Below are 24,161 nucleotides of genomic sequence, written 5' to 3' on the forward strand. Positions count from 1 at the left end.
CGTGGCTTGCCCGCGATGAGGCCGGTTCAACCGCCGATAATCTTCATGACAGTCGCACCACCAGAGAACGCCACTTCCTGCTTGTCGCCCAAGGCTTTCACCAGGAGTCGCTGCAAGGCCGGCAGTGCTTGATGGCGCGGCTTGTCCAGCAGGTCGCCGATGTAATGGCGATTGCTCGACGACAGGCAGCCATGCAGCCACCCGGTGGAGGATAAACGCAAGCGTGAACAGGTCCGGCAGAAAGGCACGCTCTCGTTGGCGATCACGCCGAAATAGCCTTGCCCCGGAATTTCATAGCGAACGGCCGTCGCATCGACCGGGGCATCGGCCTGCAGGTATTCATAGCGCTCGCCGATCAGGCTCAGCAACTGCTTGAGGCTGACGAACTGTTGCAGAAAAGCATTGGAATCGCTGGCCAGATGGCCCATGCGCATCAGCTCGATGAAGCGCAGTTCATAACCACGCTCCAGACAGTAGTCGAGCAGCGGCATCACTTGATCGAGGTTCTGCCCGCGCAGCGGCACCATGTTGACCTTGATCTTCATGCCGGCCGCACTGGCCTCGTTCATGCCGTTGAGCACGGTAGCCAGGTCGCCGCCCCGGGCAATGGCACGGAACGCGCTGGCGTCGAGGGTATCGAGGGAAACGTTGAGGCGCCGAATGCCGGCGTTCACCAGCAGCGGCAGTTTCTTCGCCAGCAACTGGCCATTGGTGGTCAGGCTGATGTCTTCCAGGCCCATCTTCCCGACCGCCGTCATGAACGCCTCGAGTTTCGGGCTGACCAGCGGCTCGCCGCCGGTAATGCGCAGACGCTCGATCCCCGCAGCTTCAATCAGATAAGCCACACCGCGCGCCATGGCTTCGGCCGACAACTCATCCTGCGCAGCCACCAGCCGCTTGCCATTGGGCACACAGTAGGTACAAGCGTAATTGCAGGCTGAGGTCAGACTGATTCGCAAGTTGCGAAAACGCCTGCCTTGACGGTCAACGATCATGGTCACTCCGGCGGAAGAATATCGGGCCGCTAAAACTTGACTTAGAAATCAAGTTTTAGCAAGTCCTCTACCTGAGTATATTCCTGCGGCACTGCGCCAAGTAGCGAAATCATGGCGCAATAAGGCAACTGAATGGCTCAGCTGCCGGAAGTGTCGGTGTCGCGCTTGCGCTTGTTACCCATGCGCACGCCGATGTCCATCAGGAACTGGAAGAAACCTTCCTGATCTTCCAGCACATTGCTCCAGAACGGCGAGTGATACAGCGCGACGGCACCGTGCACCAGCGCCCAGGACGCGCAGTAATGGAAGTAAGGCGGCACGTCTTCCAGCTTGCCTTCGCTGATCCGGCCTTTGATCAGCAGGGTCAGGCGTTCGAAATTCGAGGCACGGATCTTGTGCAGTTCCTCGATCATCTCCGGCACCTGGTTGCCCTTGACTACTTTCTCTTCGAGGCGGTCGAACAGGCGATAGCGTTGTGGATCGCGCATGCGGAATTCGAAGTACGCCCGGGACAGGGCTTCCTTGTCCTTGTCGACATCGGCCGAATGCAGCAGTGTGTTCAAATCGCGCTCGTAGTCGAGCATCAGGCGCAGATAGATTTCCGCCTTGGACTTGAAGTGCTTGTAGATCGTGCCTTTGCCGATACCGACGGCATCAGCAATCATCTCGACGGTGACACTGTCTTCACCTTGTTCGAGGAACAGCTTGAGCGCGGTATCGAGAATTTCCTGCTCGCGGCGACGAAATTCACGGACCTTACGAGGTTCTTTATGCATAAGAAAAGGTCTGTCGGGGTCAAAATTCGAAGCCGCGTATTATGCCTAACTTACGCAAAAATGCACGGATCATCCGACCATATCTGCGCTTTCTGGTCATTCCGCGTACGTTTGCGGGTTGATGAGAACTCTTCCGAAGCGCACGTATTCCAAATTTGTTTAAAAACCCGGGCCACCAAACTGGACTAGGCGCAATCCTGATCAATACTTGAACTGTCGGCGGGGCATCTCCCCCAAGTGTCACGCCGATATTGGTACCAACGGACCGCGTGCCATTGTTTTACTCCTAATGGTCTTAACCCGGATTCACCCCCCAGAACCCGGGTTTTTTTTGCCTGCGATTTAACCTTGTGGGAGCGAGCCTGCTCGCGAAAGCGGCTTCAAACCCTAAACTGATTTCACATGCGCCAACGGAAACAACCGCTTGAAGTTCTCAGTGGTCTGCTCGGCAAACCGCTCGTAGGGCTCACCACGCAACATTGCCAGAAATTCCGCGACTTCACGCACGTACTGCGGCAGGTTTGGCTTGCCGCGATAGGGTATCGGCGCCAGGTACGGCGAGTCGGTTTCCACCAGCAATCGGTCGGCCGGCACCTTGCTGGCCACATCGCGCAATGCGTCAGCATTGCGGAAAGTGACAATCCCGGACAGGGAAATGTAGTAGCCCATGTCCAGCGCAGCCTTCGCCATCTCCCAGTCTTCGGTAAAGCAATGCAATACGCCCGCCTGGGGCAGCGCCGCTTCACGCAACAAGTCCAGGGTATCGGTACGGGCCCCACGRGTATGGATGATCACCGGTTTGCCGGTCTGCCGCGCGGCCTGCAGGTGCAGGCGGAACGATTCCTGCTGCAACTCTGCAGCTTCCGGCTCGTAGTGATAGTCCAGGCCGGTTTCGCCAATGGCGACCACCCGCGGGTGATTGAGCTCCTGCAACAGCCAGTCCAGCGCCGGCGCGGCATCCGGCTGCACATCCAGAGGGTGCACGCCCACCGAGCAGTCGACGTCGTCATAACGTTCGGCCAGGGCCTTGACGTCGGCCGCGTTGTCCGCGCTGACACCGATACACAGAAAGTGCCCTACCCCGCGCTGTCGGGCCGCATCAAGGGCGGCATCCAGGGAGCCGTCGTGGGCGGCCAGGTCGAGGCGATCAAGGTGACAATGGGAATCTACGAGCATAAAGGGCTGCAACTTGTATCGAATGGGTGGGACGGGCGGATGTTCTGATATTCGGAGTCTAGGCGCGGACAGTCATCTTTGGCCAGGCAACGACGCCCATTGCACCAGCAATGCCTCCAGCAGCAAGGCCGGATTGAGGTTGGCCTTGCTCAAGACTTTCTGCCTTTGGGCGAGGATCCAGTCCTGGATATCGAGGACTTTGCCCTGGGCGCTTTTCTGCGCCAGGTACTGCACGACCTTGCGCATGTCGGTCAGGCCCAGGCCGGCTTCGTCCTGGGTCAACTGATAGCGCAGGATCAGGCTCGACCAATCGCAGAACCAATCGAACAGGCGCAACATCGGAATGTTTTTCCACTCTTCGGCCAGTTGCGTCGGCGACTGCTGTTGCTTGAGGAGTTTTTTTACCCCTTCCACCACTTGCATGCGTTGCTCACGCACGCCCTGGGCCTGGAGATTGACTGCCGCCAGCGGCGAACCGGCGGCCAGGGTCAGCAGTTCGACGCGCTCTTCTTCGGAGCACTCCGGCAACGCCTGGGCCAGCCACTTCAAGCTCATGGCCTCGCCCGGCAGCGGACAGGCCTGCTGCACGCAGCGACTCTTGATGGTTGGCAACAAACGGCTCGGCTGATGGCTGACCAGCAACAAAACAGTATCGCCGGACGGTTCTTCAAGGCTTTTGAGCAAGGCGTTGGCGGCATTGATGTTCATCGACTCGGCCGGCTCGATCAACACCACCTTGCGCCCGCCCAACTGCGCAGTCTGCACCACGAAACCGACCAGATCGCGAACCTGATCGACCTTGATCGCCTTGTCGGCCTCTTCCGGTTCCAGGATGTAGTTATCCGGGTGGCTGCCAGCCTTGAGCAGCAGACAGGATTTGCATTCACCGCAGGCTTGCAGCGCGTTCGGGCGCTGGCACAGCAAGCTGGCCATCAGGCGCTCGGCCAGTGCCCGCTTGCCGATCCCGACGGGGCCATGCAGCAGGTAAGCATGCGCATGCTGGGCGCGACCGGCCAGGTGCTGCCAGAGGGTTTCCTGCCACGGATAGGCCTCAGCCACGGCTCAACTCCAGCAGGCGCGGCAGCAAGGCATCCAGTGATTGCTGAACCTGTGCCAGCGACTGGGCAGCATCGACCAGCACATAACGCGCCGGATCTGCCTCGGCCCGCTTGAGGAAGGCTTTGCGTACGGCATCGAAAAAGGCCTGGCCTTCGCGTTCGAAGCGATCCAGACGACCGCGAGCACTGGCGCGGGCCAGACCCACCTCGACAGGCAGATCGAAAATCAGCGTCAGGTGCGGACGCAGATCGCCCTGGACGAAGGTTTCAAGGGTCGCGATGCGCTCCAGCGACAAGCCTCGGCCGCCGCCCTGGTAGGCGTATGTCGAATCGGTGAAACGATCACACAAGACCACGGCACCGCGGGCCAGCGCCGGGCGAATCACTTCGGCCAGGTGCTGGGCACGCGCCGCGAACACCAACAGCAACTCGGTATCCGGGTTCATGACTTCGTCGACCGGGGCCAGCAGCACTTCACGGATGCGCTCGGCCAGCGGCGTGCCACCCGGCTCGCGGGTCAGCACCACCTCGATGCCGGCGGCGCGCAGGCGCTCGGCCAGGTATTCACGGTTGGTGCTCTTGCCGGCGCCTTCCGGGCCTTCCAGCGTAATAAACAAGCCAGTCACAGGCAGTCCTTAGTCAGAGTCATTGCGGGCTTTTCGGTGCGTTGGCATCGAGTTCCGGCACTTCAGGGGCTGGCGCAGGATCTTGCGCCGGCACCTGCGGCAACGCCTCGGGAGCCGTGTTCGGTGAAGCGGCCGGGATCGGAGTCAACTCTTGCGAAGACCTGGCCTCCTGCGTACCGGTTTGCTCAGCCTCGGTGGGCGGCGTCTCGGGCGTGGAGGCAGGCGCCGGGCTGGAGCGGTAATCGGCGCGACGCTTGAGCTGGAACTCCTTCACAGCATTGTTGTGAGCGTCCAGGTCGTCGGAGAACACGTGAGTGCCATCACCACGCGCCACGAAGTATAGGCTGTTGCCCTCCACCGGATTGAGTGCCGCATGGATGGCTTCGCGACCGACCATCGAAATAGGCGTAGGCGGCAGGCCCGCATTCATGTAGGTGTTATAGGGCGTCGCTTCCTTGAGATGAGCCCGGGTCAGCTTGCCGCTGTAGCGGTCGCCAAGGCCGTAGATCACCGTCGGATCGGTCTGCAGCAGCATGCCCATCGCCATGCGTCGTACGAACACGCCGGCAATTTGCCCGCGCTCCTGCGGTACCCCGGTTTCCTTCTCCACCAGCGAGGCCATGATCAGCGCCTGGTAGGGTTCGGTGTACGGCACGTCGGAAGAGCGCTGTTCCCACTCCTTGGAGAGCACTTCGTCGAGGCGCTCGTAAGCGGTTTTCAGCAGTTCGATATCGGTCATGCCGCGCACGTAGCGATAAGTGTCAGGGAAGAAGCGCCCTTCCGGGAAAATCCCGCTATGACCGAGCTTGTCCATGACCTGGCTGTCGCTCAAACCGTCGAGGCTATGGTCGAGCTTCTCTTCTTTGGCCAGCGCTGCGCGGACCTGACGGAAATTCCAGCCTTCGACCAGGGTCAGGCTGTACTGAACCATTTCCCCGCGTTTCCACAGGTCGATCAGGCCTTCGACGGTCATGCCCGGCTTCATGCGGTATTCACCGCTGTGCAGGGGTTGCCTGGCGAGGTTGAAGCGCCAATATACCCGCAGCCAGAATGCGTCCTTGATGACGCCATTGGCTTCGAGTCGGTAGAAGGTGCGGGTCGGCGTGGTGCCCTTGGGCACATCCAGCAATTGTTCCTGGGCAACGTTCAGCGGCTGTACCAGCGCCGAATGAATTTTCCAGGCTGAAGCACCCAACAGCAGCCCCGCCAGAACCAGTCCGGTTTCCAGCAGCAGCAAGAATTTACGTCTCACGTATCAAGCATCCAGTAGCGCACGGGCAATGGTTTGGAGTTTACGTGTGAGCGGCCCAACCGGCCAGTGAAGAGCAGCACAGGCGCGCACCGGCCAAACGCCATACACGCTGTTGCAGATAAATACTTCGTCAGCCCATTGCAGTTGTTCGAGGGGAATGTCGGTGATTTGCGTGGGGATTCCCAGCGACCTGGCCTGAAACAATATTTCGCCACGCATCACGCCGGCCACGCCGCAGCGCTTGAGGTCGGCGGTGACGAGTACACCATCACGCACCAGGAACAAATTGCTGAACACGCCTTCAATCACGCGCCCGGCCTGATCGAGCATCAAGCCTTCGGCATGCTCGGTGTCCTGCCATTCGGCACGGGCGAGGACTTGTTCAAGACGGTTCAGGTGCTTGAGGCCAGCCAGTAATGGCTGTCTGGACAATCGCGTGGTGCAAGGAAACAGACGAACACCCTGCTCGCCATGCACGGCAGGGTAAGCCGCGGGTGGATTGCCTTGCAGAATGCGTCGGGCCTGAGCCGAAGGATCCGGGGCATAACCGCGCAGACCATCGCCACGAGTGAGGATGAGCTTGAGCACCCCGTCACCCAGTGCCCCGGCGTAGGCCAGCAGTTCGCTGCGGATCAACGCCTGATCGGCGGCAAGCGCCAGACGCGAACAACCGTCCGCCAGACGCGACAGATGCCGGTCCAGCAATACGGGCTGCCCGTTACGCACGGCGATGGTCTCGAACAGACCGTCGCCATAAGCCAGGCCGCGATCCTTCAGCGACAAAGCGTCAGCCGGCTGACCGTCGACCCAGCTGTCCATCAGCCTGCGAACCGGCGGAACACCAGCGAGCCGTTAGTGCCGCCAAAACCGAAGGAGTTGGAAACGACCACATCGATATCCATATTACGCGCCGTGTGCGGCACGAAATCGAGGTCGCAACCTTCGTCCGGCTCATCGAGGTTGATGGTCGGCGGCGCTACCTGGCTGTTGATCGCCAGCACGCTGAAAATCGCCTCGACCGCGCCCGCCGCACCCAGCAGGTGGCCGGTCATGGACTTGGTGGAACTGACGGCCAGCTTGTAGGCGTGATCGCCGAACACCGACTTGATCGCATTGACTTCGGCCAGGTCGCCTGCGGGAGTCGAAGTGCCGTGGGCGTTGATGTACTGCACTTGATCGCCATTGATTTTGGCATCGCGCAGCGCATTGGTGATGCAACGAGCAGCACCGGCACCATCGGCGGGCGGCGAAGTCATGTGGTAAGCATCGCCGCTGGTGCCGAAACCGATCAGCTCGGCGTAGATGGTCGCGCCACGGGCCTTGGCGTGTTCCAGCTCTTCCAGAACCAGCGCACCGGCACCGTTGGACAATACAAAGCCATCACGCCCCTTGTCCCATGGACGGCTGGCGCGGGTCGGCTCGTCATTGCGGGTCGACAGCGCGCGGGAGGCACCGAAGCCGCCCATGCCCAGACCGCAGGCCGCCATCTCGGCACCACCGGCAATCATCACGTCGGCTTCGTCGTACATGATGTTGCGGGCGGCCATGCCAATGCAGTGGGTACCAGTGGTACAGGCCGTGGCGATGGCGTAGTTAGGTCCCTGTGCCCCCAGATGGATCGACAGGAAACCGGAAATCATATTGATGATCGAGCCTGGTACGAAGAACGGAGAGATCCGTCGTGGGCCAGTCTCGTGCAGCGTACGGGCAGTTTCTTCGATATTGGTCAGACCGCCAATACCCGAACCCATGGCCACGCCGATGCGCTCACGGTTGGCGTCGGTGACTTCCAGGCCGGCGTTGCGTACCGCCTGAAAACCTGCGGCCAGACCGTATTGAATGAACAGGTCGAGCTTGCGGGCTTCCTTGACCGACAGGTATTCCTCGACATTGAAGCCCTTTACCGAGCCGCCAAAACGGGTGGAATAGGCAGAAAGGTCGGCGTGTTCGATCAGACCAATGCCACTGCGGCCAGCCAGAATGCCCTGCCAGCTGCTCGGCACATCCGTGCCCAGTGGCGACAACATACCCATACCGGTGACTACGACGCGTCTACGCGACACAGCACTCTCCTTTTTCAAATGACGACTTTGCATCAGGCCTAAAGAAAAAACCGCACGCCGTGATAGCAGTGCGGTTTTTCCATGACAGCGAGCAACGATTACAAACTATTACGCCTGGTGGCTAGTAACGTAGTCGATTGCAGCTTGTACGGTAGTGATCTTCTCGGCTTCTTCGTCAGGGATTTCGGTCTCGAATTCCTCTTCCAGAGCCATCACCAGCTCAACGGTGTCAAGGGAGTCGGCACCCAGGTCTTCTACGAAGGAAGCAGTGTTGACCACTTCTTCTTCTTTAACGCCCAGTTGCTCAGCAACGATTTTCTTGACGCGCTCTTCGATGGTGCTCATACCTTGTTTTCACTCCTAATGGACAAATTCAGGCAGCTGGCCAGTGGGTAAGTGTATAGAAAGACTTTTCAGCTTTTCAACTGAAAGCTTCACTCCTCAAACCCGGTGACCCTATGCCGATAAAATAGATTGCAGCTTTATAACGGATTTTAGACAGCTCGTATGACATTTTTTTGAAGCAATCCGTCACATTTGAATTACATGTACATCCCGCCGTTCACCGGGATTGTAGCTCCGGTAACGTAAGCCGCACCGTCCGACGCAAGAAAAGCGACCACGGACGCGATCTCTTGAGCTTGCCCCAGACGACCCAGCGGAATCTGCGTCTGCAAGGCTTCACGCTGCGCTTCGGGCAATTCACGGGTCATATCGGTATCGATGAACCCTGGGGCCACCGAGTTTACCGTAATCGAACGCGAACCGACTTCACGCGCCAGAGCACGGCTGAAACCTTCCAGACCAGCCTTGGCGGCAGCGTAGTTTACTTGGCCTGCGTTGCCCATGGCACCCACAACCGAACCAATACTGATAATTCGGCCCCAACGGGCTTTGGTCATGCCGCGCAAAACGCCCTTGGACAGGCGGAACAGACTGTTCAGATTGGTATCGACAACGTCGTGCCACTCGTCGTCTTTCATGCGCATCATCAGGTTATCGCGGGTGATACCGGCATTGTTGACCAGGATCGCCGGCGCACCGAACTGCTCCTGGATGCTCGCCAGAACAGCCGCCACGGACTCGTCGCTGGTGACGTTGAGTTCCAGGCCAGTGCCCTGAATACCGTTTTCCTTCAGGGTCGCGGCAATGCGCTCGGCACCCGACGCGGAGGTCGCGGTACCCACAACGATGGCGCCCTGACGACCCAGTTCCAGGGCGATAGCCTGGCCGATGCCACGGCTCGCACCGGTGACCAGTGCAACTTTACCTTGCAGACTCATGCAAGCTTCTCCTGATTCAGGCCAACGCTGCACGGGCGGCAGCGAAAGCGTCTGGGGTATTGAGGTTGGATGTCGACACGCCTTCGGCGCAACGCTTGTTCAGACCCGCCAGCACTTTGCCCGGGCCGCACTCGACCAGATTGGTCGCGCCCTTGGCTGCCAGCGCCTGTACGGATTCGACCCAGCGTACTGGCTTGTACAGCTGTTCGAGCAGATCGCGCTTGAGGGTTTCCAGATCGGCCGACACCTGGGCACTGACGTTCTGCACCACAGGGATCTGTGGTGCCTGCCAGTCGATCGCGGCGATCGATTCGGCGAAACGCTCGGCAGCCGGACGCATCAGCTCGCAATGGGACGGCACGCTGACCGGCAACGGCATGGCGCGCTTGGCGCCACGCGCCTTGCAGCCTTCGATGGCGCGCTCGACGGCAGCCTTGGCACCGGCGATGACCACCTGGCCCGGCGAGTTGAAATTCACCGCGCTGACCACCTCGCCTTGCGCCGCTTCGGCACAGGCCGCCAGTACGTCGGCATCGTCCAGGCCCAGGATGGCAGCCATACCGCCTTGTCCGGCCGGCACGGCTTCCTGCATCAGCTGGCCACGACGCTCGACGAGCTTCACTGCATCGCCCAGGCTCAGACTGCCTGCCGCGACCAGCGCGCTGTATTCACCCAGGCTGTGACCGGCGACATAAGCCGGACGCGCACCACCTTCCGCCAGCCATAGACGCCACAGGGCGATCGAGGCGGTCAGAATGGCCGGTTGGGTTTTATCGGTTTGATTGAGTTGCTCTTCCGGCCCTTGCTGGGTCAGTGCCCACAGGTCGTAACCCAGTGCATCGGAAGCTTCTTTGAATGTTTCGAGAACAACCGGATGTTGCGCGCCCAGCTCGGCCAGCATGCCGAGGGACTGCGAACCCTGTCCTGGAAAGACGAATGCGAGGGAAGCAGACATGTAACAAGCCCCTAATGATCTTGTCGTCGGAGAATTGGCGTCCCGCTTGGGGGCGCAAGAAACTGACAGTTGGATGGCCCATCGAACCAACCGGTCACATTTAAGCATTGTCCGACGAAAACGCCTAAAGCAATAAATTCTCCAGACGACCGTGAATGCGTTCAGGCAGGTTTTCCTGAATTTCGATCAGTGCGCGCTGAATGGCGCTTTGAAAACCCTGCACTCCGGCAGAACCGTGGCTCTTCACCACGATCCCCTGCAATCCGAGAAAGCTCGCGCCGTTATGCCGGGCAGGTGCCAGATCGGCCTGCAGACGTTTCATCAAGGGCAGCGCCAGCGCGCCGACCACGCGAGAGGCCACGTTCTTCCTGAACAACGCCTCGATGCGCCCGGCAATCATGGTCGCCAGGCCTTCGCTGGATTTGAGCAGGATGTTGCCGACAAAACCGTCACACACCACCACATCCGCTTCGCCGCGGTACAAACCATCACCTTCGACGAAACCGATGTAATTGATGCCGCGAGCGGCCTGTAACAAAGTGGCGGCCAGCTTGACCTGCTGGTTGCCCTTGATGTCTTCGGTGCCGATATTCAGCAACGCCACCCGTGGACGCGCTATGCCCAGCGTTTGCGCAGCAACCGAGCCCATCACCGCAAACTGCAGCAGATGCTCGGCACTGCAATCGACGTTGGCACCCAGGTCGAGTAATTGGCAGTAACCCTTCTGTGTCGGAATCGCCGCCACCATGGCCGGACGATCAATACCCGGCAAGGTCTTGAGCACGAACCGCGACAACGCCATCAACGCCCCGGTATTGCCGGCACTGACACAGGCTTGGACTTTGCCGTCGCGCAACAATTCCAGGGCTACACGCATCGACGAGTCAGGTTTGCCACGCAAGGCCTGGGTGGGTTTTTCGTCCATGGTAATGACTTCGCTCGCAGGGGCAATCGACAGGCGCGCGCGATCCACAGCCGAATGGCCAGCGATCAATTCTTCAAGTAGGGAGGGTTGACCGACGAGGGTCAGGTGCAGCGAGGGTGTAGCAGACAGGCAAGCAAGGCTGGCCTGAACAATGCTGCGGGGACCGAAGTCCCCGCCCATTGCGTCAATCGCGATGACTTGAGCGGACAAGTGATTACTCGTCAGCGCCCTTGTCGATCACTTTACGACCACGGTATACGCCTTCTGGCGATACGTGGTGACGCAGGTGAACTTCACCGGTGGTTTTTTCTACAGACAGGGTGCTAGCCTCGAGAGCGTCGTGCGAACGGCGCATGTCACGGGCAGAGCGGGATTTTTTGTTCTGCTGAACAGCCATAATTGATTAACTCCTAAACGTTTGGGTCACGCTTTAACTGCGCCAATACACTGAACGGGTTGGACCGCGTTACCTCGTCCTCGCTCGGTTCGGGCTCATCTGCTCCCGCCGGCTGCTGGCATTCTTCCGGATGATGAGCAGGCACAATGGGCAAGGCGAGCAGAAGCTCCTCCTCGATCAGTGACTGCAGATCCAAAGGATCTTCGCCCAGTTCCAGCACGTCATAACCTTTCGGCAACGACTGGGTATTCGCACCCTCCTTCACCACGGCGTAACTGCATTCGCTATGGATCGGCAGGGTGACCAGCTCAAGACAACGCTGGCAAACCATTTTGACTTCAGTGTCGATAAAGCTGTGGATAACCACAGATTTACGTTCATCTCGTTCAAAAACGAATTTAGCCTGCACCGTACCGACATTGTCGGAAAGCGGGTCGCAGAGTCTCTCCAAATCGGCCAGCAGCATTTCACCTTGAAGGGTGGTGCCACGATCAGCCAATTTGCGCGGGTCAACGTGAGGTGGAATCGGGTCATTCAACATAGGCGCAGCATTATAGGGATGCACCCGCCCATGTCAAAGGAAATTCAGCCCTGTCCGTCACTTGGAAGCCTCGCTAGAATCCGCACCTGCCTTCTGGAGATGCGCATGCTGCCTTTATTACTCGCTTCTGGCTCGGTCTATCGCCGGGAATTGCTGGCCCGTTTGCAGTTGCCTTTCACGTGCAGCTCGCCGGATATCGACGAAAGCCATCGCCCTGGCGAATCCGCCATCGAACTGGTCAAGCGCCTCGCCGAAGAGAAAGCGCGCGCCCTGGCCGACAGCCATACCGCTCATCTGATAATCGGATCCGACCAGGTCGCCGTACTGGGAGAGCGGATTATCGGCAAGCCCCACACGTTCGAAAAAGCCCGTGAGCAACTACTGGCCGCCAGCGGTGCCCGCGTGACGTTCCTGACCGGCCTGGCCCTGCTCAACAGCCAGACCGGACACTGCCAGGTCGATTGCGTGCCGTTCACCGTACACATGCGCACACTCGATACGACCCGCATCGAACGCTACCTGCACGCCGAGCAACCCTACGACTGCGCAGGCAGCTTCAAGGCCGAAGGCCTGGGGGTCAGCCTGTTTCGCAGCACCGAGGGGCCTGACGCCACCAGCCTGATCGGCCTGCCACTGATTCGCCTGATCGACATGTTGCTGGCCGAAGGCGTGCAAATCCCCTGACCCCCAATAAAAAATCGGCCTCGCAAGCTAATGCCGATCAGCTAACACACGAAACCTGTGGGAGCGAGCTTGCTCGCGATGGCGGACTGCCAGGCACCCCTTGTGTGACTGTCCAACCGTCATCGCGAGCAAGCTCGCTCCCACAAGGTTTGCGGCGCTCAAACACTCAACTGACTGGCATTAGCCTCGCAGGCCGGTTTTTCATGTCACCGCAGTATCAGCGCAACGACGGACCGTTAAAGCCCATCCACATCGCCAAATGCTCAGCCACGCTGGCACCGAGCTTTTTCGAGAAGCGATCGAACGGCGACTCCTGCACAGTGAAGTCCACCAGCTCTTTCTCGCCGATCACATCCCGCGCAACCGAACTGGCATTACCCAGCCCATCGATCAACCCCAGCGGCAGCGCCTGCTCGCCGGACCAGACCAGACCGGAGAACAGCTCCGGATGATCCTTGTCCTTCAGGCGATCGCCGCGCCCCTGCTTGACGCTGCTGATGAACTGTTTGTGGGTCGTATCGAGCACGCCTTGCCAGAAGGCGGTTTCTTCCGGCTTTTGCGGCAGGAACGGATCGAGGAACGACTTGTGTGCGCCAGCGGTGTAGGTGCGCCGCTCGACGCCCAGCTTCTCCATGGTGCCGACAAAACCATAACCGGCCGCCGTCACACCGATGGAGCCGACCAGGCTGGCCTTGTCGGCGTAGATCTGATCTGCCGCGCTGGCGATGTAGTAAGCACCGGAAGCCCCGAGATCGGAAATGACCGCATACAGCCTGGTGTCCGGATGCAGGCCGCGCAGACGACGGATCTCGTCATAGACATAGCCCGACTGCACCGGACTGCCACCCGGGCTGTTGATGCGCAGGATGACGCCCTTGACCTTCTCGTCCTCGAAAGCCGCACGCAGGCTGCCAACGATATTGTCTGCGCTGGCCGGCTCCTTGTCGGCAATCATGCCCGTCACATCGATCAGCGCCGTGTAATGAGCACTGCGGGTGGCGGCTTTTTCCATATCCATCAGCGGCGAAAACAGAATCATTGCGCCAATCAGATACACAAAAGTCAGCAGTTTGAAGAATATTCCCCAGCGACGGGACCGGCGCTGCTCCTGCACTCCGGCCAGCAGCGTCTTCTCCAGCAACTTCCAGCTTTTCTCGTCACCGCTCTCTGCGCTCGCCTTGGCGGGCGCCTTCCATTCGTCGGCCATGCCATCCACCCCAAAAACAACCGGTTAAGCCCGCTGACTCAGCCAGGCATGCAATTCTGAAAAACGATCGATGGCCAGCCGCGGCTCATACAACTTCAACGCATCGATCGATTGAGCGCCATAGCTGACAGCCACCGAACCCATGCCGGCGTTGCGCGCCATCTGCAAGTCAAAGGATGAATCACCAACCATCAACGCCTGCTCCGGGCGAACCTCGCAATGAGCGAGAATCTGCTCGAGCATCAGCGGATGGGGCTTGCTGGCGGTCTCGTCGGCAGCGCGGGTGATATCGAAATAATTCTCCCAGCCATGGGACTTCAACACCCGATCCAGCCCGCGACGGGCCTTGCCGGTCGCCACAGCCAGATGATAACCCTCGACACGAAATGCCTCGAGCGACTCGACCACGCCCTCGAACAGCGGCGAAGGCACAGCTTCCGACGCAATGTAATGTTCAGCATAGTGCTCACGGAACGCGATCAACTCGCCGTCACCAATCTCGGGATACAGCGTGCGGATCGCTTCCGGCAAGCCCAGACCGATAATGCCCTTGACGGCAAAATCATCGCGCAACTCAAACCCGGAACGCTGCGAGGCAACGTGCATCGCCTCGACAATCCGCCCAATGGAATCGGCCAGCGTGCCGTCCCAATCGAAGATCAGCAGCTTGTAATCAGATGGGCGCACTCAATCGCTCCACGGTTTTGGCCCACATCTCGTCGACCGGCGCTTGCAGCTTCAGCTCACCGCCATCGGGAAGTGGTACGGTCAGCATGTAGGCGTGCAGGAACAGACGCTTGCCGCCCAGATCACGAATTTCCTTACTGAAATCGTCATCGCCGTACTTGGTGTCGCCGGCAATGCAGTGCCCGGCGTGCAACGTGTGGACGCGGATCTGGTGAGTGCGACCGGTGATCGGCTTGGCTTCAATCAGAGTGGCAAAGTCGCCAAAGCGACGCAGGACCTTGAACACGGTCACAGACTCCTTGCCCTCCTCCTCGTCGACCTCGACCATGCGCTCACCGGAGCGCAGATTGCTCTTGCCGAGCGACGCTCGAACCTGCTTGATCGAGGACGCCCAGTTACCGCGAACCAGCGCCATATAGCGCTTATCGACGCCATCACCGCGCAAGGCCGTGTGCAAGTGACGCAGCATGCTGCGCTTCTTGGCGATCATCAGCAGGCCGGAGGTGTCACGGTCGAGACGATGAACCAGTTCGAGTTCCTTGCAATCGGGACGCAACTGACGAAAGGCTTCGATTACTCCGTAATTCAAGCCGCTGCCGCCATGAACGGCGATGCCGCAAGGCTTGTTGATCACGATCAGCGCCTTGTCTTCGAAGACAATCGAGGCTTCGAGTCGCTGCAGCAGGCCTTGTGCCAGCGGCACCGGCTCGTCGCGCTCAGGCACGCGAACCGGCGGCACGCGCACGATATCGCCCGCCTGCAGCTTGTACTCGGGCTTGATCCGACCTTTGTTCACGCGCACTTCGCCCTTACGCAAAATGCGGTAAATCAAGGTCTTGGGCACGCCTTTGAGTCGGGCGAGAAGGAAATTATCAATGCGTTGGCCGGCATATTCCGGCGAGACCTCAAGCAGTTGTACGCCTGGAGTCGGGAGGGTAGTCGTCGTCATGCCGCGGATGATAACAATTTTTTATGGAATTGAAGCACTTAATCATTGCTGCTATAGTCGCGAACGTCGCCAAAAGCGGCCTGGACAGCGGACCAACGGTCAAAAACCGGCCCTGACCAACGCAATTCACCAGGACGCGAGGCCGTCCTACGGGGCTTTCGCTACGTAACGGTGGAGTTTGCAGGTGTAACGAGCGCAGGTGACATGAGGCCTGAATCACGCCACAAAGCAGAGTATTCCACTCGTTTTGCGAGCCATATTCACGGCCAGTTCACAAAGTGCAGTCAGCTGCGAATGACCCCGAGCGAAGGCATCGGAAACAACGCCTAAATTAGCCATGATGCGTGACCTCCCCTTTCGGAGCTCACGGTAAATGCCAACCCGCTGCGGATTCTGCGCGCGGCAGCACCCGAATTATCAGGGATACGTGTAGGGTGGAGATGCACAACCGCCGGACTGTGTAGCAACAGGCTTTCTCAAGACGCTTCATCTCGTCCACAGCCGCTGGTTGATTCCTCCTCCTGACTGAGTGCTTAAGTAGCCACAGCAAGCAGGACGCGTACGTCGCGATGAAGGCCCACATTGGCCGGACTTCGCTGGACACGGGAAATGGCCAACCACTCCCGACGCACCTGACACCGACCGTGAGAAGTCGTGTGTGCCGAACGCCGTTTCCGGCAGCCCGGAAACCGACGGTACTACATGAAAAGAATGCTGATTAACGCAACTCAACCCGAAGAGTTGCGTGTTGCACTGGTAGATGGCCAGCGCCTCTATGACCTGGACATCGAATCCGGTGCACGCGAGCAGAAGAAGGCCAACATCTATAAAGGCCGGATTACTCGCATCGAACCAAGCCTCGAGGCTGCCTTTGTCGATTTCGGCTCTGAGCGCCACGGCTTCCTGCCCCTCAAAGAAATCTCCCGCGAATACTTCAAGAAAGCCCCCGAAGGTCGCGTCAACATCAAGGACGTCCTGAGCGAAGGCCAGGAAGTCATCGTTCAGGTCGAAAAAGAAGAACGTGGCAACAAGGGCGCCGCCCTGACCACCTTCATCAGCCTGGCCGGTCGTTACCTGGTACTGATGCCGAACAACCCGCGTGCCGGCGGTATTTCCCGTCGCATCGAAGGCGAAGAGCGCAACGAACTGCGTGAAGCCCTGAATGGCCTGGTTGCCCCGGCCGACATGGGCCTGATCGTGCGCACTGCCGGCCTGGGCCGCAGCAGCGAAGAAATGCAGTGGGACCTCGACTACCTGCTGCAACTCTGGACCGCCATCAAGGAAGCTTCGCTGGACCGCGCCGCGCCGTTCCTGATCTACCAGGAAAGCAACGTGATCATCCGCGCGATCCGCGACTACCTGCGCCAGGACATCGGCGAAGTGCTGATCGACAGCGTCGAAGCCCAGGACGAAGCCCTGACCTTCATCCGCCAGGTGATGCCGCAGTACGCCAGCAAGATCAAGCTGTACGAAGACAGCGTTCCGCTGTTCAACCGCTTCCAGATCGAAAGCCAGATCGAAACCGCTTTCCAGCGCGTCGTCGAACTGCCTTCCGGCGGTTCCATCGTCATCGACCCGACCGAAGCCCTGGTGTCCATCGACATCAACTCGGCGCGCGCCACCAAAGGCAGCGACATCGAAGAAACCGCCCTGCAAACCAACCTTGAAGCGGCCGAAGAAATCGCCCGTCAGTTGCGCCTGCGCGACATCGGCGGCCTGATCGTCATCGACTTCATCGACATGACCCCTGCCAAGAACCAGCGCGCCGTGGAAGAGAAAGTCCGCGAATGCCTGGAAGCCGACCGTGCCCGCGTGCAAGTCGGTCGCATCTCGCGCTTCGGCCTCCTGGAAATGTCCCGTCAGCGCCTGCGTCCTTCCCTGGGCGAAAGCAGCGGCATCGTCTGCCCGCGTTGCAACGGCACCGGCATCATCCGTGACGTTGAATCGCTGTCCCTGGCGATCCTGCGCCTGATCGAAGAAGAAGCCCTGAAAGACCGTACCGCCGAAGTTCGTGCACAAGTGCCGATCCCGGTGGCTGCGTTCCTGCTCAACGAAAAACGCAACTCGATCACCAAGATCGAACTGCGCACCCGCGCCCGCATCGTCATCCTGCCGAACGATCACCTCGAGACGCCGCACTTCGAAGTGCAGCGCCTGCGTGATGACAGCCCGGAAGCGGCCACCAACCAGTCCAGCTACGAAATCGCCGCTGCCGCTGCCGAAGTGGAAGAAGTCCAGCCAGCCGCTGCGACCCGCACCCTGGTTCGCCAGGAAGCAGCGGTCAAGACGGCCCCGGCCCGCGCCAATGCTCCGGTTCCGACCGAAGTTGCCGCGCCGGCCCCTGCGCCGGTCGCCGTGCCAGAGCCAAGCCTGTTCAAAGGCCTGGTGAAGTCGCTGGTCAGCCTGTTCGCCACCAAGGAAGAGCCTGTCGCGCCGGTTGTGGTTGAAAAGCCTGCCGCCGAGCGTCCGGCCCGCAACGAAGAGCGTCGCAACGGTCGCCAGCAAAGCCGCAACCGCAACGTTCGCCGCGATGAAGACCGCAAGCCCCGCGAAGAACGTGCACCGCGTGAAGAACGCGCACCACGTGAGCCGCGTGAAGAGCGTCAACCACGGGAAGTTCGCGAGCCTCGCGAGTCCCGTGAAGAAACTCCGGCAGTTGCCCGCGAAGAACGCGCACCACGCGCGCCTCGTGAAGAACGTGCACCGCGCGCTCCCCGAGAAGATCGCAAGCCACGTGGCGAGCGCGAAGAACGCGTTCGTGAACTGCGCGAGCCTCTGGATGCCGCTCCGGCTGCTCCGGCCGCCGCTGCTACCGCAGAAGAGCGTCCAGCTCGCCAGCCACGTGAAGAACGCGCGCCACGCCCACCGCGTGAAGAGCGTCAGCCACGTGCCGAACAAGCTGCCGTAGCCGAAGCCGAAGAAGAACTGACCACCAACGAAGAGCAACTGCAGGAAGACGGTCAGGAAAGCGCCGAGGGCGATCGCCCACGTCGCCGCTCCCGTGGCCAGCGTCGTCGCAGCAACCGTCGCGAGCGTCAGCGTGACGCCAACGGCAACGTGATCGAAGGTTCGGACGAGTCCGAGTCCGGCGAAAACGCCGAAGCACCAAGCGTTGCCGATCTGGCCGCCGGCCTGGCTGTTACCGCAGCCGTCGCCAGCAGCGTGATCAGCGCTCCGGCTGAAGCGCAAGCCAATGTGCAAGCCGAACGCGCCACTGCCGCGACCCTGGAAGCAGCTCCGGTTGAAGCACCAGTCGTTGAAGCGACCACCCCGGTCGAATTCACTGCGTCACCGGAAATCGAAGTGGCACCAGCGTCGGAAGCTCAGCCTGCCGTTGAAGCGGCTGCCGAGCCAACCCCAGTGATTGAAGCACCTGCCGTGGTTGCAGAAGCTGTCGTCGAAACCGTGACTGAAACCGTTCGCGAAGTGCGTGAAGAGCAAACGGCATTCAACTGGGTTGCCGAGCCAGCCGTCGCTGAAGCCGCTGCACCAGCTGTTGAAACCCCTGTGACTGAAGCCTTGGTTTCCGAGCCGGTGGTTGCCGCTGCGGAACCGGCTCCAGCGCCGGTGGTTGAAGCACTAGTCGTTGAAGCGCCGGTCGTTGCCGAAGCACCAGCTCCGGTAGTCGAAGCTGCTCCTGCCAGCGCCCTGACGCCAAGTGGCCGTGCTCCTAACGACCCACGCGAAGTGCGTCGTCGCAAGCGTGAAGCCGAGCGCCTGCAGAAGGAAGCTGAACTGGCTGCCGTTGCGGCTCCGGTTGAAGCAGTTGTCGCTGCCGAGCCTGCACCGGCCGCCGAAGTGGCTGCCGAGCCGGTTGAGTCGGTGATCCACGAAGCACCGCGCTCCGTTCAGGAAGCGGTAGAGCAACACGAGCAAGCCCAGGAAAAAGAGCACGAGCCTAAACCTCTCGTCTGATTCCATCGGCCACTGAAAAGCCCCGCCTGGTGATCCCAGGCGGGGCTTTTTTTATCTCTGATCATCCCCCAATCCACTGTGGGAGCGAGCTTGCTCGCGATAGCGGTATGACATTCACATTGGTGCTAGCTGATCTACCGCTATCGCGAGCAAGCTCGCTCCCACAAGGATCTATGTTGGTCTGAAGGTTAGTGTTTCAGGCACATCCACATCCCACAACACACCAGGATCATCCACGGTCACTTCAACCACCCGCCCCTGGGCAAACAGCGGTTTGGCGCCACGATCCCCCGATAACTCCATCAACCCCGCTGCGAAGTCCCGTCCGAACCCGACCGGATGCCCGTACTCACCGCTCTGCACAGGCACGCTGATACTGTCGCCGCCAATACCTGCCACCACTTGCTCGATACTGGACGGCAGGATGAACGGCATATCCCCCAGCACCATCAACCAGCCATCGAGTTGCTTGCAGGCAGCGACCCCGGCGGCAATGCTGTCGCCCATTCCCGTCGATTCGATGAGCACAATCGCACAGCCATAGGCCTGAGCCATGCGAATCACTTGCGGGCGGTCAGCAGTGGTCACCAGTACGCGCTTGTCCAGAGCGACCGGCAGGTTGACCAAGGTGTGCTCGATGACTGATCGAACCGCACCGTCACGACCGGTGCAATCGGCCAGCAATTTATCCTTTTTGGCGCCCGCCAACTGACGAAACCGGCTGCCCTGCCCCGCCGCCAGCACGATGACGCCAATGGACTCGCTCATACCCTCTCCTGCAAGACTTTCTTCTGCTTCAGTTCGACGCCGTTTTTGACCGCCACGATTTCCGCCATGAGCGACAAGGCAATTTCCGCTGGATTATGACTGCCGATGTGCAAACCGATCGGACCATGCAAGCGGTCAATCGCCGGTTGCGACAAACCCAGTTGAGCCAGGTTTTCCCGGCGCTTCTGGCTGTTGACCCGCGACCCCAGCGCCCCGACGTAAAATGCCCTGGAATCCAGGGCCGTGAGCAGCGCCATGTCATCCAGACGCGGATCATGGGTCAAGGCCACGATGGCCGTGCGTTCATCGGTCTGGATATTCAACACCGCCTCATCCGGCATGCCCGAAACGAATCGTCCGTGCTGCTCCTCCCAGCCGTAGACGAACTCGCTACGCGGATCGCAAATCAGCACCTCGAAATCCAGCAGCCTGGCAATTTCAGCGACATAGCGTGACAGTTGCCCCGCGCCGATCAGCAGCAAGCGCCAGCGCGGGCCATAGATTGCCCGCAAGGTCTGTCCGTCGAACGTCAACACGTCAGCTTTACTGGCCGGCTGCAAAAGCACTTTGCCGGTGGCCAGGTTCAGTTCACGGGCAACGATGTCATGGGCCTCGCAACGGGCGAGCAATTGCTCGATCCAAGCCCCATCGTCGATACGCTCCTCGGTCAAGCGCAAGGTGCCACCGCAGGGCAAGCCAAAACGTGCGGCTTCCTCGCGGGTCACGCCGTAGGTGATCAATTGCACCGGCGGCCCGTCGAGCGCAAGGCGCCCGTCGTGCAGCCTGGCGATCAAGTCATCTTCGACACACCCGCCCGAGACCGAACCGATCACCATGCCGTCTTCACGCAAGGCCAACATGGCACCAGGTGCCCGGGGCGCGGTGCCCCAGGTTTCGACCACGCTGTACAACACCACCCGCTGACCGGCACGGTGCCATTGCAACACGCTGCGCAGGACGTTCAGATCGGCGCTGTCCATCAGGCGCCAGCCTTCTGCCAGCCCGACAGCTGATAACGAACCGGCAGGTTGCGGATGCGTTTGCCGGTGGCAGCAAAGATCGCATTGCACAGTGCCGGCGCAATCGGTGGCACGCCTGGCTCACCGACACCGCCCAATGGCACGTCGCCCGGCGGCGTCACCAGATGCACCGCCACTTCTTTTGGCGCCAGGGACATGCGTGCCACTTCGTACATATGGAAGTTATCCTGCTGGACCTTGCCATCCTTGAAGCTGATTTCCCCCAGCACCGCATTACCCAGGCCCATGACGCAGGCGCCTTCGAACTGCGCGCGAATGCGCTCGGGATTGATCTGTGGCCCACAATCGACGGCGATGTCGGCCTTGTGCACCACCAGCGTACCGTCGTCTTTCACCTCCACTTCGATCACCGCCGCCACATACGTCACGAAGCTGTAATGCACCGCCAGTCCCAGACCGCGACCCTTGGGCAACTCGCGCCCCCAACCGGCGGCCTTGGCGGCGGTCTCCAGTACCGTGCGCAGGCGCGCGGTGTCGATCGGATAACGCTCGGGGGATTCGCCGTAGTTCCACTCTTCACTCAAGGTGCGCGGATCGATCTGACGGTCCGGACCGAGCAGTCTGATCTGGTACTTCAGCGGATCCTGCCCGGCCTTGTGCGCCAGCTCATCGATAAAACTCTGGATCGCGAAGCCATGGGGAATGTTCGATACCGAGCGATACCAGCCGACGCGGGTGTGCACCGTTGCTTCGGGGTTCTCCAGGCGAATGTTGGGGATCGCATACGCCATGTTGGTGAATCCCATGCCCAGTTCGAACGCTGCCTCATGGTTCATGCCCGGTGCAAACAACGCAGTGATGCTTGGCGCCACCGTACGGTGCAACCAGCCGGACGGCAGGCCATCCTTGTTCAGGCTGGCCTTGAGGTATTCGGCCGAAACGGTGTGGAAGTAGGAACAATGGATGTCGTCTTCGCGGGTCCATTGCACCCGCACCGCTTTGCCGGGGAATTCCTTGGCGAGGATGGCGGCTTCGATGATGAAGTCAGGCTTGGACTTGCGCCCGAACCCGCCACCCAGCAAGGTCACATTGAACGTGACCTTGTCGAACGGCAGGCCCAGGCGTTCACCGATCCGCTCCCGGGTGACCTGCGGCGCCTGGCTTGGCCCCCAGGCTTCACAGGCACCGTCCGTGAACCGCGCAATGGCGACCATCGGTTCCATCGGCGACTGTGACAGATGCGGCAAATAGTAGGAGGCTTCCAGGGTGCTGTCGGCGCTGGCCATGGCCTTGTCGATGTTGCCGGTATTGCGCACCACCTTGCCGGGCTTGAGCGAGGCAGCTTCAAGTTCCTTGCGATAGGCGATCGAGTCGTAGCTGGCATGGGGGCCGTCGTCCCACTCGATTATCAGCGCCTCGCGGCCCTTGATCGCCGCCCAGGTATTGCTCGCCACCACGGCGATCCCGCCGAGCGGTTGAAATTCCGAAGGCAACGGACGGCTTTCGATCTGCACCACCTTGACCACGCCGGAGACCTTCATCGCCGCGCTGCCATCAAAGCTTTTGATTTTGCCGCCATACACCGTGGGCCGCGCAATGGTCGCGTACAGCATGCCGTCGAAATGCACGTCGGCGCCGTACACCGCACGACCGTTGACGATGTCTTCACCGTCGATGGCCTTGGTGCCTTCCTTGCCGATGTAACGGAATTGCTCGGGTTGCTTGAGTTTCAGGCTGTCGCGGGCCGGAACCGGCAAGGCGCCTGCGGCGGAGGCCAGGGCGCCAAATCCGATTTCGCGGCCAGAAGGCTCATGGACAACCTTGTGCAATTGCGCATGGCATTCACCAACCGGCACTTTCCATTGTGCAGCCGCAGCCTGTTCGAGCATGGTCCGCGCAGCGGCACCGCAGCGACGCATCGGCTCGTACCAGTGACGCATGCTGCGCGAGCCGTCGGTGTCCTGGTTGCCGAAACGCACTTCATCGCCGGGGGCCTGCTGCACCTTGACCATCGCCCAGTCGGCTTCCAGCTCATCGGCCACCACCATGGTCAAGCTGGTGCGCACACCCTGGCCCATCTCCGAGCGGTTGCAGATCACGGTCACCGTGCCATCGGCGGCGATGCTCACATAAACTTTCGGATCGTCGACCCAGCCGTGGGGCATGCCGTCGGCGCCGAACTTCTTCTCTTTCTCTTCGGCAAACGCGTCCTGCCAACCCCAACTCGCGGCGACCACCAACGCACCGGTCACCCCCACGCCTTTGAGAAAACCACGGCGACTGAGGTTGCTCAGGGCAATATCATTCGGTAACCGGCTCATGCCTTGGCCTCCTTCAGGTGAGTGGAAGCCTGGCGGATCGCGGTCTTGATACGGTTGTAGGTGCCGCAACGGCAGATGTTGCCCACCATGGCTTCTTCGATCTGCTCGTCGCTCGGGTTCGGATTGGTCTTGAGCAGCGCCGTCGCCGACATGATTTGCCCGCCCTGGCAGAAGCCACATTGGGCGACTGCCGTGTCGAGCCAGGCTTGCTGCACGACTTTGCCGATCGGGTCGGCGTGCAGGTTGTCGATGGTGCTGACATTCTGCCCGACGACTGAACCGATGGGCGTGATGCAACTGCGTGCCGGAGCCCCTTCGATATGAATGGTGCAGGCTCCGCACAGGCCCATGCCGCAGCCGAATTTGGTGCCGTTGTAACCGGCCACGTCGCGGATCGCCCAGAGCAGCGGCATGTCCTCGGTGACGTCGAGTTGATGGTCTTGACCATTGAGTTTCAGGGTAATCATGGGCACGCCCGCATAGTTCTTGAGTTATGGGGTCGAGCAATCTGCCGCTGGATTTCGATGGGTCGCACGCAGATCGACTCAGGCTAATGGGCTCTCTTATGCGGACGCAGATGTCTGCACCGGGCCTTTGGTGGAG

Annotated in this window: 23 protein-coding genes; 2 read left to right on the plus strand and 21 right to left on the minus strand. The window is 60.3% G+C overall.

Annotated features, from left to right (window positions below; all coding sequences use genetic code 11):
• Positions 1–26 precede the first annotated feature (26 nt).
• The 14 genes from AC1DRN_RS07260 to AC1DRN_RS07325 form a co-directional block, all read right to left on the minus strand.
• A complete protein-coding gene (locus tag AC1DRN_RS07260; protein WP_223459581.1) occupies positions 27–995 on the minus strand; it encodes a GTP 3',8-cyclase MoaA in 969 nt (322 codons plus the stop codon).
• Positions 996–1,132: 137 nt separating this feature from the next.
• Positions 1,133–1,771, minus strand: coding sequence for a TetR/AcrR family transcriptional regulator (locus AC1DRN_RS07265; RefSeq protein WP_223459582.1), 639 nt, complete (start codon positions 1,769–1,771; stop codon positions 1,133–1,135).
• 387 nt (positions 1,772–2,158) lie between these two features.
• The gene (locus AC1DRN_RS07270; protein ID WP_223459584.1) at positions 2,159–2,947 is read right to left on the minus strand and encodes a TatD family hydrolase; all 789 of its coding nucleotides are present in this window, start codon (positions 2,945–2,947) and stop codon (positions 2,159–2,161) included.
• A 72-nt stretch (positions 2,948–3,019) separates the two neighbouring features.
• The gene (locus tag AC1DRN_RS07275) at positions 3,020–4,006 is read right to left on the minus strand and encodes a DNA polymerase III subunit delta' (protein WP_223459586.1); all 987 of its coding nucleotides are present in this window, start codon (positions 4,004–4,006) and stop codon (positions 3,020–3,022) included.
• Entirely contained in the window at positions 3,999–4,631 is a 633-nt protein-coding gene (gene tmk, locus AC1DRN_RS07280) for a dTMP kinase (protein ID WP_223459588.1), read from the minus strand. The genes AC1DRN_RS07275 and tmk overlap by 8 nt, the downstream gene beginning before the upstream one ends.
• Before the next feature lie 19 nt (positions 4,632–4,650).
• Positions 4,651–5,883, minus strand: coding sequence for an endolytic transglycosylase MltG (gene mltG / locus AC1DRN_RS07285; RefSeq protein WP_223459590.1), 1,233 nt, complete (start codon positions 5,881–5,883; stop codon positions 4,651–4,653).
• Positions 5,884–5,886: 3 nt separating this feature from the next.
• A complete protein-coding gene (gene pabC / locus AC1DRN_RS07290; protein ID WP_223459593.1) occupies positions 5,887–6,702 on the minus strand; it encodes an aminodeoxychorismate lyase in 816 nt (271 codons plus the stop codon).
• A complete protein-coding gene (gene fabF, locus AC1DRN_RS07295; RefSeq protein WP_223459595.1) occupies positions 6,702–7,946 on the minus strand; it encodes a beta-ketoacyl-ACP synthase II in 1,245 nt (414 codons plus the stop codon). The genes pabC and fabF overlap by 1 nt, the downstream gene beginning before the upstream one ends.
• A gap of 108 nt (positions 7,947–8,054) precedes the next feature.
• A complete protein-coding gene (gene acpP, locus AC1DRN_RS07300) occupies positions 8,055–8,291 on the minus strand; it encodes an acyl carrier protein (protein WP_003175607.1) in 237 nt (78 codons plus the stop codon).
• Positions 8,292–8,488: 197 nt separating this feature from the next.
• Positions 8,489–9,229, minus strand: a complete 741-nt coding sequence (gene fabG / locus AC1DRN_RS07305) for a 3-oxoacyl-ACP reductase FabG (protein WP_007997043.1) — start codon at positions 9,227–9,229, stop codon at positions 8,489–8,491.
• A 16-nt stretch (positions 9,230–9,245) separates the two neighbouring features.
• Positions 9,246–10,184 carry an ACP S-malonyltransferase gene (gene fabD, locus AC1DRN_RS07310; RefSeq protein WP_046037471.1) on the minus strand — a complete coding sequence of 313 codons (939 nt, stop codon included), beginning with the start codon at positions 10,182–10,184 and terminating at the stop codon, positions 9,246–9,248.
• A 124-nt stretch (positions 10,185–10,308) separates the two neighbouring features.
• The gene (plsX, locus tag AC1DRN_RS07315) at positions 10,309–11,319 is read right to left on the minus strand and encodes a phosphate acyltransferase PlsX (protein WP_223459597.1); all 1,011 of its coding nucleotides are present in this window, start codon (positions 11,317–11,319) and stop codon (positions 10,309–10,311) included.
• A gap of 4 nt (positions 11,320–11,323) precedes the next feature.
• Positions 11,324–11,506, minus strand: coding sequence for a 50S ribosomal protein L32 (rpmF, locus tag AC1DRN_RS07320; RefSeq protein WP_003179396.1), 183 nt, complete (start codon positions 11,504–11,506; stop codon positions 11,324–11,326).
• 13 nt (positions 11,507–11,519) lie between these two features.
• Positions 11,520–12,047 carry a YceD family protein gene (locus AC1DRN_RS07325; protein ID WP_007942001.1) on the minus strand — a complete coding sequence of 176 codons (528 nt, stop codon included), beginning with the start codon at positions 12,045–12,047 and terminating at the stop codon, positions 11,520–11,522.
• Between the two features lie 105 nt (positions 12,048–12,152).
• Here AC1DRN_RS07325 and AC1DRN_RS07330 point away from each other — a divergent pair, with 105 nt between their 5' ends.
• Positions 12,153–12,731 carry a Maf family protein gene (locus AC1DRN_RS07330; protein WP_223459599.1) on the plus strand — a complete coding sequence of 193 codons (579 nt, stop codon included), beginning with the start codon at positions 12,153–12,155 and terminating at the stop codon, positions 12,729–12,731.
• Between the two features lie 217 nt (positions 12,732–12,948).
• Here the strand turns inward: AC1DRN_RS07330 and AC1DRN_RS07335 are convergent, their stop codons facing one another.
• From AC1DRN_RS07335 to rluC, 3 genes are read right to left on the minus strand one after another with little or no spacing between them, the layout of a single operon-like run.
• A complete protein-coding gene (locus tag AC1DRN_RS07335) occupies positions 12,949–13,938 on the minus strand; it encodes a S49 family peptidase (protein ID WP_223459602.1) in 990 nt (329 codons plus the stop codon).
• 24 nt (positions 13,939–13,962) lie between these two features.
• A complete protein-coding gene (locus AC1DRN_RS07340) occupies positions 13,963–14,625 on the minus strand; it encodes an HAD-IA family hydrolase (protein ID WP_223459604.1) in 663 nt (220 codons plus the stop codon).
• Entirely contained in the window at positions 14,612–15,574 is a 963-nt protein-coding gene (gene rluC, locus AC1DRN_RS07345) for a 23S rRNA pseudouridine(955/2504/2580) synthase RluC (protein WP_223459606.1), read from the minus strand. The genes AC1DRN_RS07340 and rluC overlap by 14 nt, the downstream gene beginning before the upstream one ends.
• Positions 15,575–16,276: 702 nt before the next feature.
• On the opposite strand from rluC, the gene rne reads away from it, so the two are divergent.
• Complete coding sequence (rne, locus tag AC1DRN_RS07350) at positions 16,277–19,489, plus strand: ribonuclease E (RefSeq protein WP_223459608.1); 3,213 nt, start codon at positions 16,277–16,279, stop codon at positions 19,487–19,489.
• A gap of 171 nt (positions 19,490–19,660) precedes the next feature.
• Here the strand turns inward: rne and AC1DRN_RS07355 are convergent, their stop codons facing one another.
• Genes AC1DRN_RS07355 through AC1DRN_RS07370 form a run of 4 tightly spaced genes read right to left on the minus strand, consistent with a single transcriptional unit; the run spans position 19,661 to position 24,025 of the window.
• Complete coding sequence (locus AC1DRN_RS07355; protein WP_223459610.1) at positions 19,661–20,257, minus strand: nucleotidyltransferase family protein; 597 nt, start codon at positions 20,255–20,257, stop codon at positions 19,661–19,663.
• The gene (locus AC1DRN_RS07360; protein ID WP_223459612.1) at positions 20,254–21,237 is read right to left on the minus strand and encodes an XdhC family protein; all 984 of its coding nucleotides are present in this window, start codon (positions 21,235–21,237) and stop codon (positions 20,254–20,256) included. The genes AC1DRN_RS07355 and AC1DRN_RS07360 overlap by 4 nt, the downstream gene beginning before the upstream one ends.
• Positions 21,237–23,558 (minus strand): xanthine dehydrogenase family protein molybdopterin-binding subunit, encoded by a 2,322-nt coding sequence (locus tag AC1DRN_RS07365; protein WP_223459614.1) that lies wholly within the window; start codon positions 23,556–23,558, stop codon positions 21,237–21,239. The genes AC1DRN_RS07360 and AC1DRN_RS07365 overlap by 1 nt, the downstream gene beginning before the upstream one ends.
• Positions 23,555–24,025, minus strand: coding sequence for a (2Fe-2S)-binding protein (locus AC1DRN_RS07370; RefSeq protein WP_008046998.1), 471 nt, complete (start codon positions 24,023–24,025; stop codon positions 23,555–23,557). Before AC1DRN_RS07370 ends, AC1DRN_RS07365 begins: the two co-directional genes overlap by 4 nt.
• Positions 24,026–24,161: the final 136 nt, after the last annotated feature.

It is taken from the genome of Pseudomonas sp. P5_B3 (assembly GCF_056400405.1).

Excerpts from the sequence above, each read along its gene's own strand:
- AC1DRN_RS07260 (WP_223459581.1), bottom strand. The coding sequence starts at position 995 with ATGATCGTTGACCGTCAAGGCAGGCGTTTTCGCAACTTGCGAATCAGT.
- AC1DRN_RS07265 (WP_223459582.1), bottom strand. The coding sequence starts at position 1,771 with ATGCATAAAGAACCTCGTAAGGTCCGTGAATTTCGTCGCCGCGAGCAG.
- pabC (WP_223459593.1), bottom strand. The coding sequence starts at position 6,702 with ATGGACAGCTGGGTCGACGGTCAGCCGGCTGACGCTTTGTCGCTGAAG.
- acpP (WP_003175607.1), bottom strand. The coding sequence starts at position 8,291 with ATGAGCACCATCGAAGAGCGCGTCAAGAAAATCGTTGCTGAGCAACTG.
- fabG (WP_007997043.1), bottom strand. The coding sequence starts at position 9,229 with ATGAGTCTGCAAGGTAAAGTTGCACTGGTCACCGGTGCGAGCCGTGGC.
- fabD (WP_046037471.1), bottom strand. The coding sequence starts at position 10,184 with ATGTCTGCTTCCCTCGCATTCGTCTTTCCAGGACAGGGTTCGCAGTCC.
- rpmF (WP_003179396.1), bottom strand. The coding sequence starts at position 11,506 with ATGGCTGTTCAGCAGAACAAAAAATCCCGCTCTGCCCGTGACATGCGC.
- AC1DRN_RS07325 (WP_007942001.1), bottom strand. The coding sequence starts at position 12,047 with ATGTTGAATGACCCGATTCCACCTCACGTTGACCCGCGCAAATTGGCT.
- AC1DRN_RS07330 (WP_223459599.1), top strand. The coding sequence starts at position 12,153 with ATGCTGCCTTTATTACTCGCTTCTGGCTCGGTCTATCGCCGGGAATTG.
- AC1DRN_RS07335 (WP_223459602.1), bottom strand. The coding sequence starts at position 13,938 with ATGGCCGACGAATGGAAGGCGCCCGCCAAGGCGAGCGCAGAGAGCGGT.
- rluC (WP_223459606.1), bottom strand. The coding sequence starts at position 15,574 with ATGACGACGACTACCCTCCCGACTCCAGGCGTACAACTGCTTGAGGTC.
- rne (WP_223459608.1), top strand. The coding sequence starts at position 16,277 with ATGAAAAGAATGCTGATTAACGCAACTCAACCCGAAGAGTTGCGTGTT.
- AC1DRN_RS07355 (WP_223459610.1), bottom strand. The coding sequence starts at position 20,257 with ATGAGCGAGTCCATTGGCGTCATCGTGCTGGCGGCGGGGCAGGGCAGC.
- AC1DRN_RS07360 (WP_223459612.1), bottom strand. The coding sequence starts at position 21,237 with ATGGACAGCGCCGATCTGAACGTCCTGCGCAGCGTGTTGCAATGGCAC.
- AC1DRN_RS07365 (WP_223459614.1), bottom strand. The coding sequence starts at position 23,558 with ATGAGCCGGTTACCGAATGATATTGCCCTGAGCAACCTCAGTCGCCGT.
- AC1DRN_RS07370 (WP_008046998.1), bottom strand. The coding sequence starts at position 24,025 with ATGATTACCCTGAAACTCAATGGTCAAGACCATCAACTCGACGTCACC.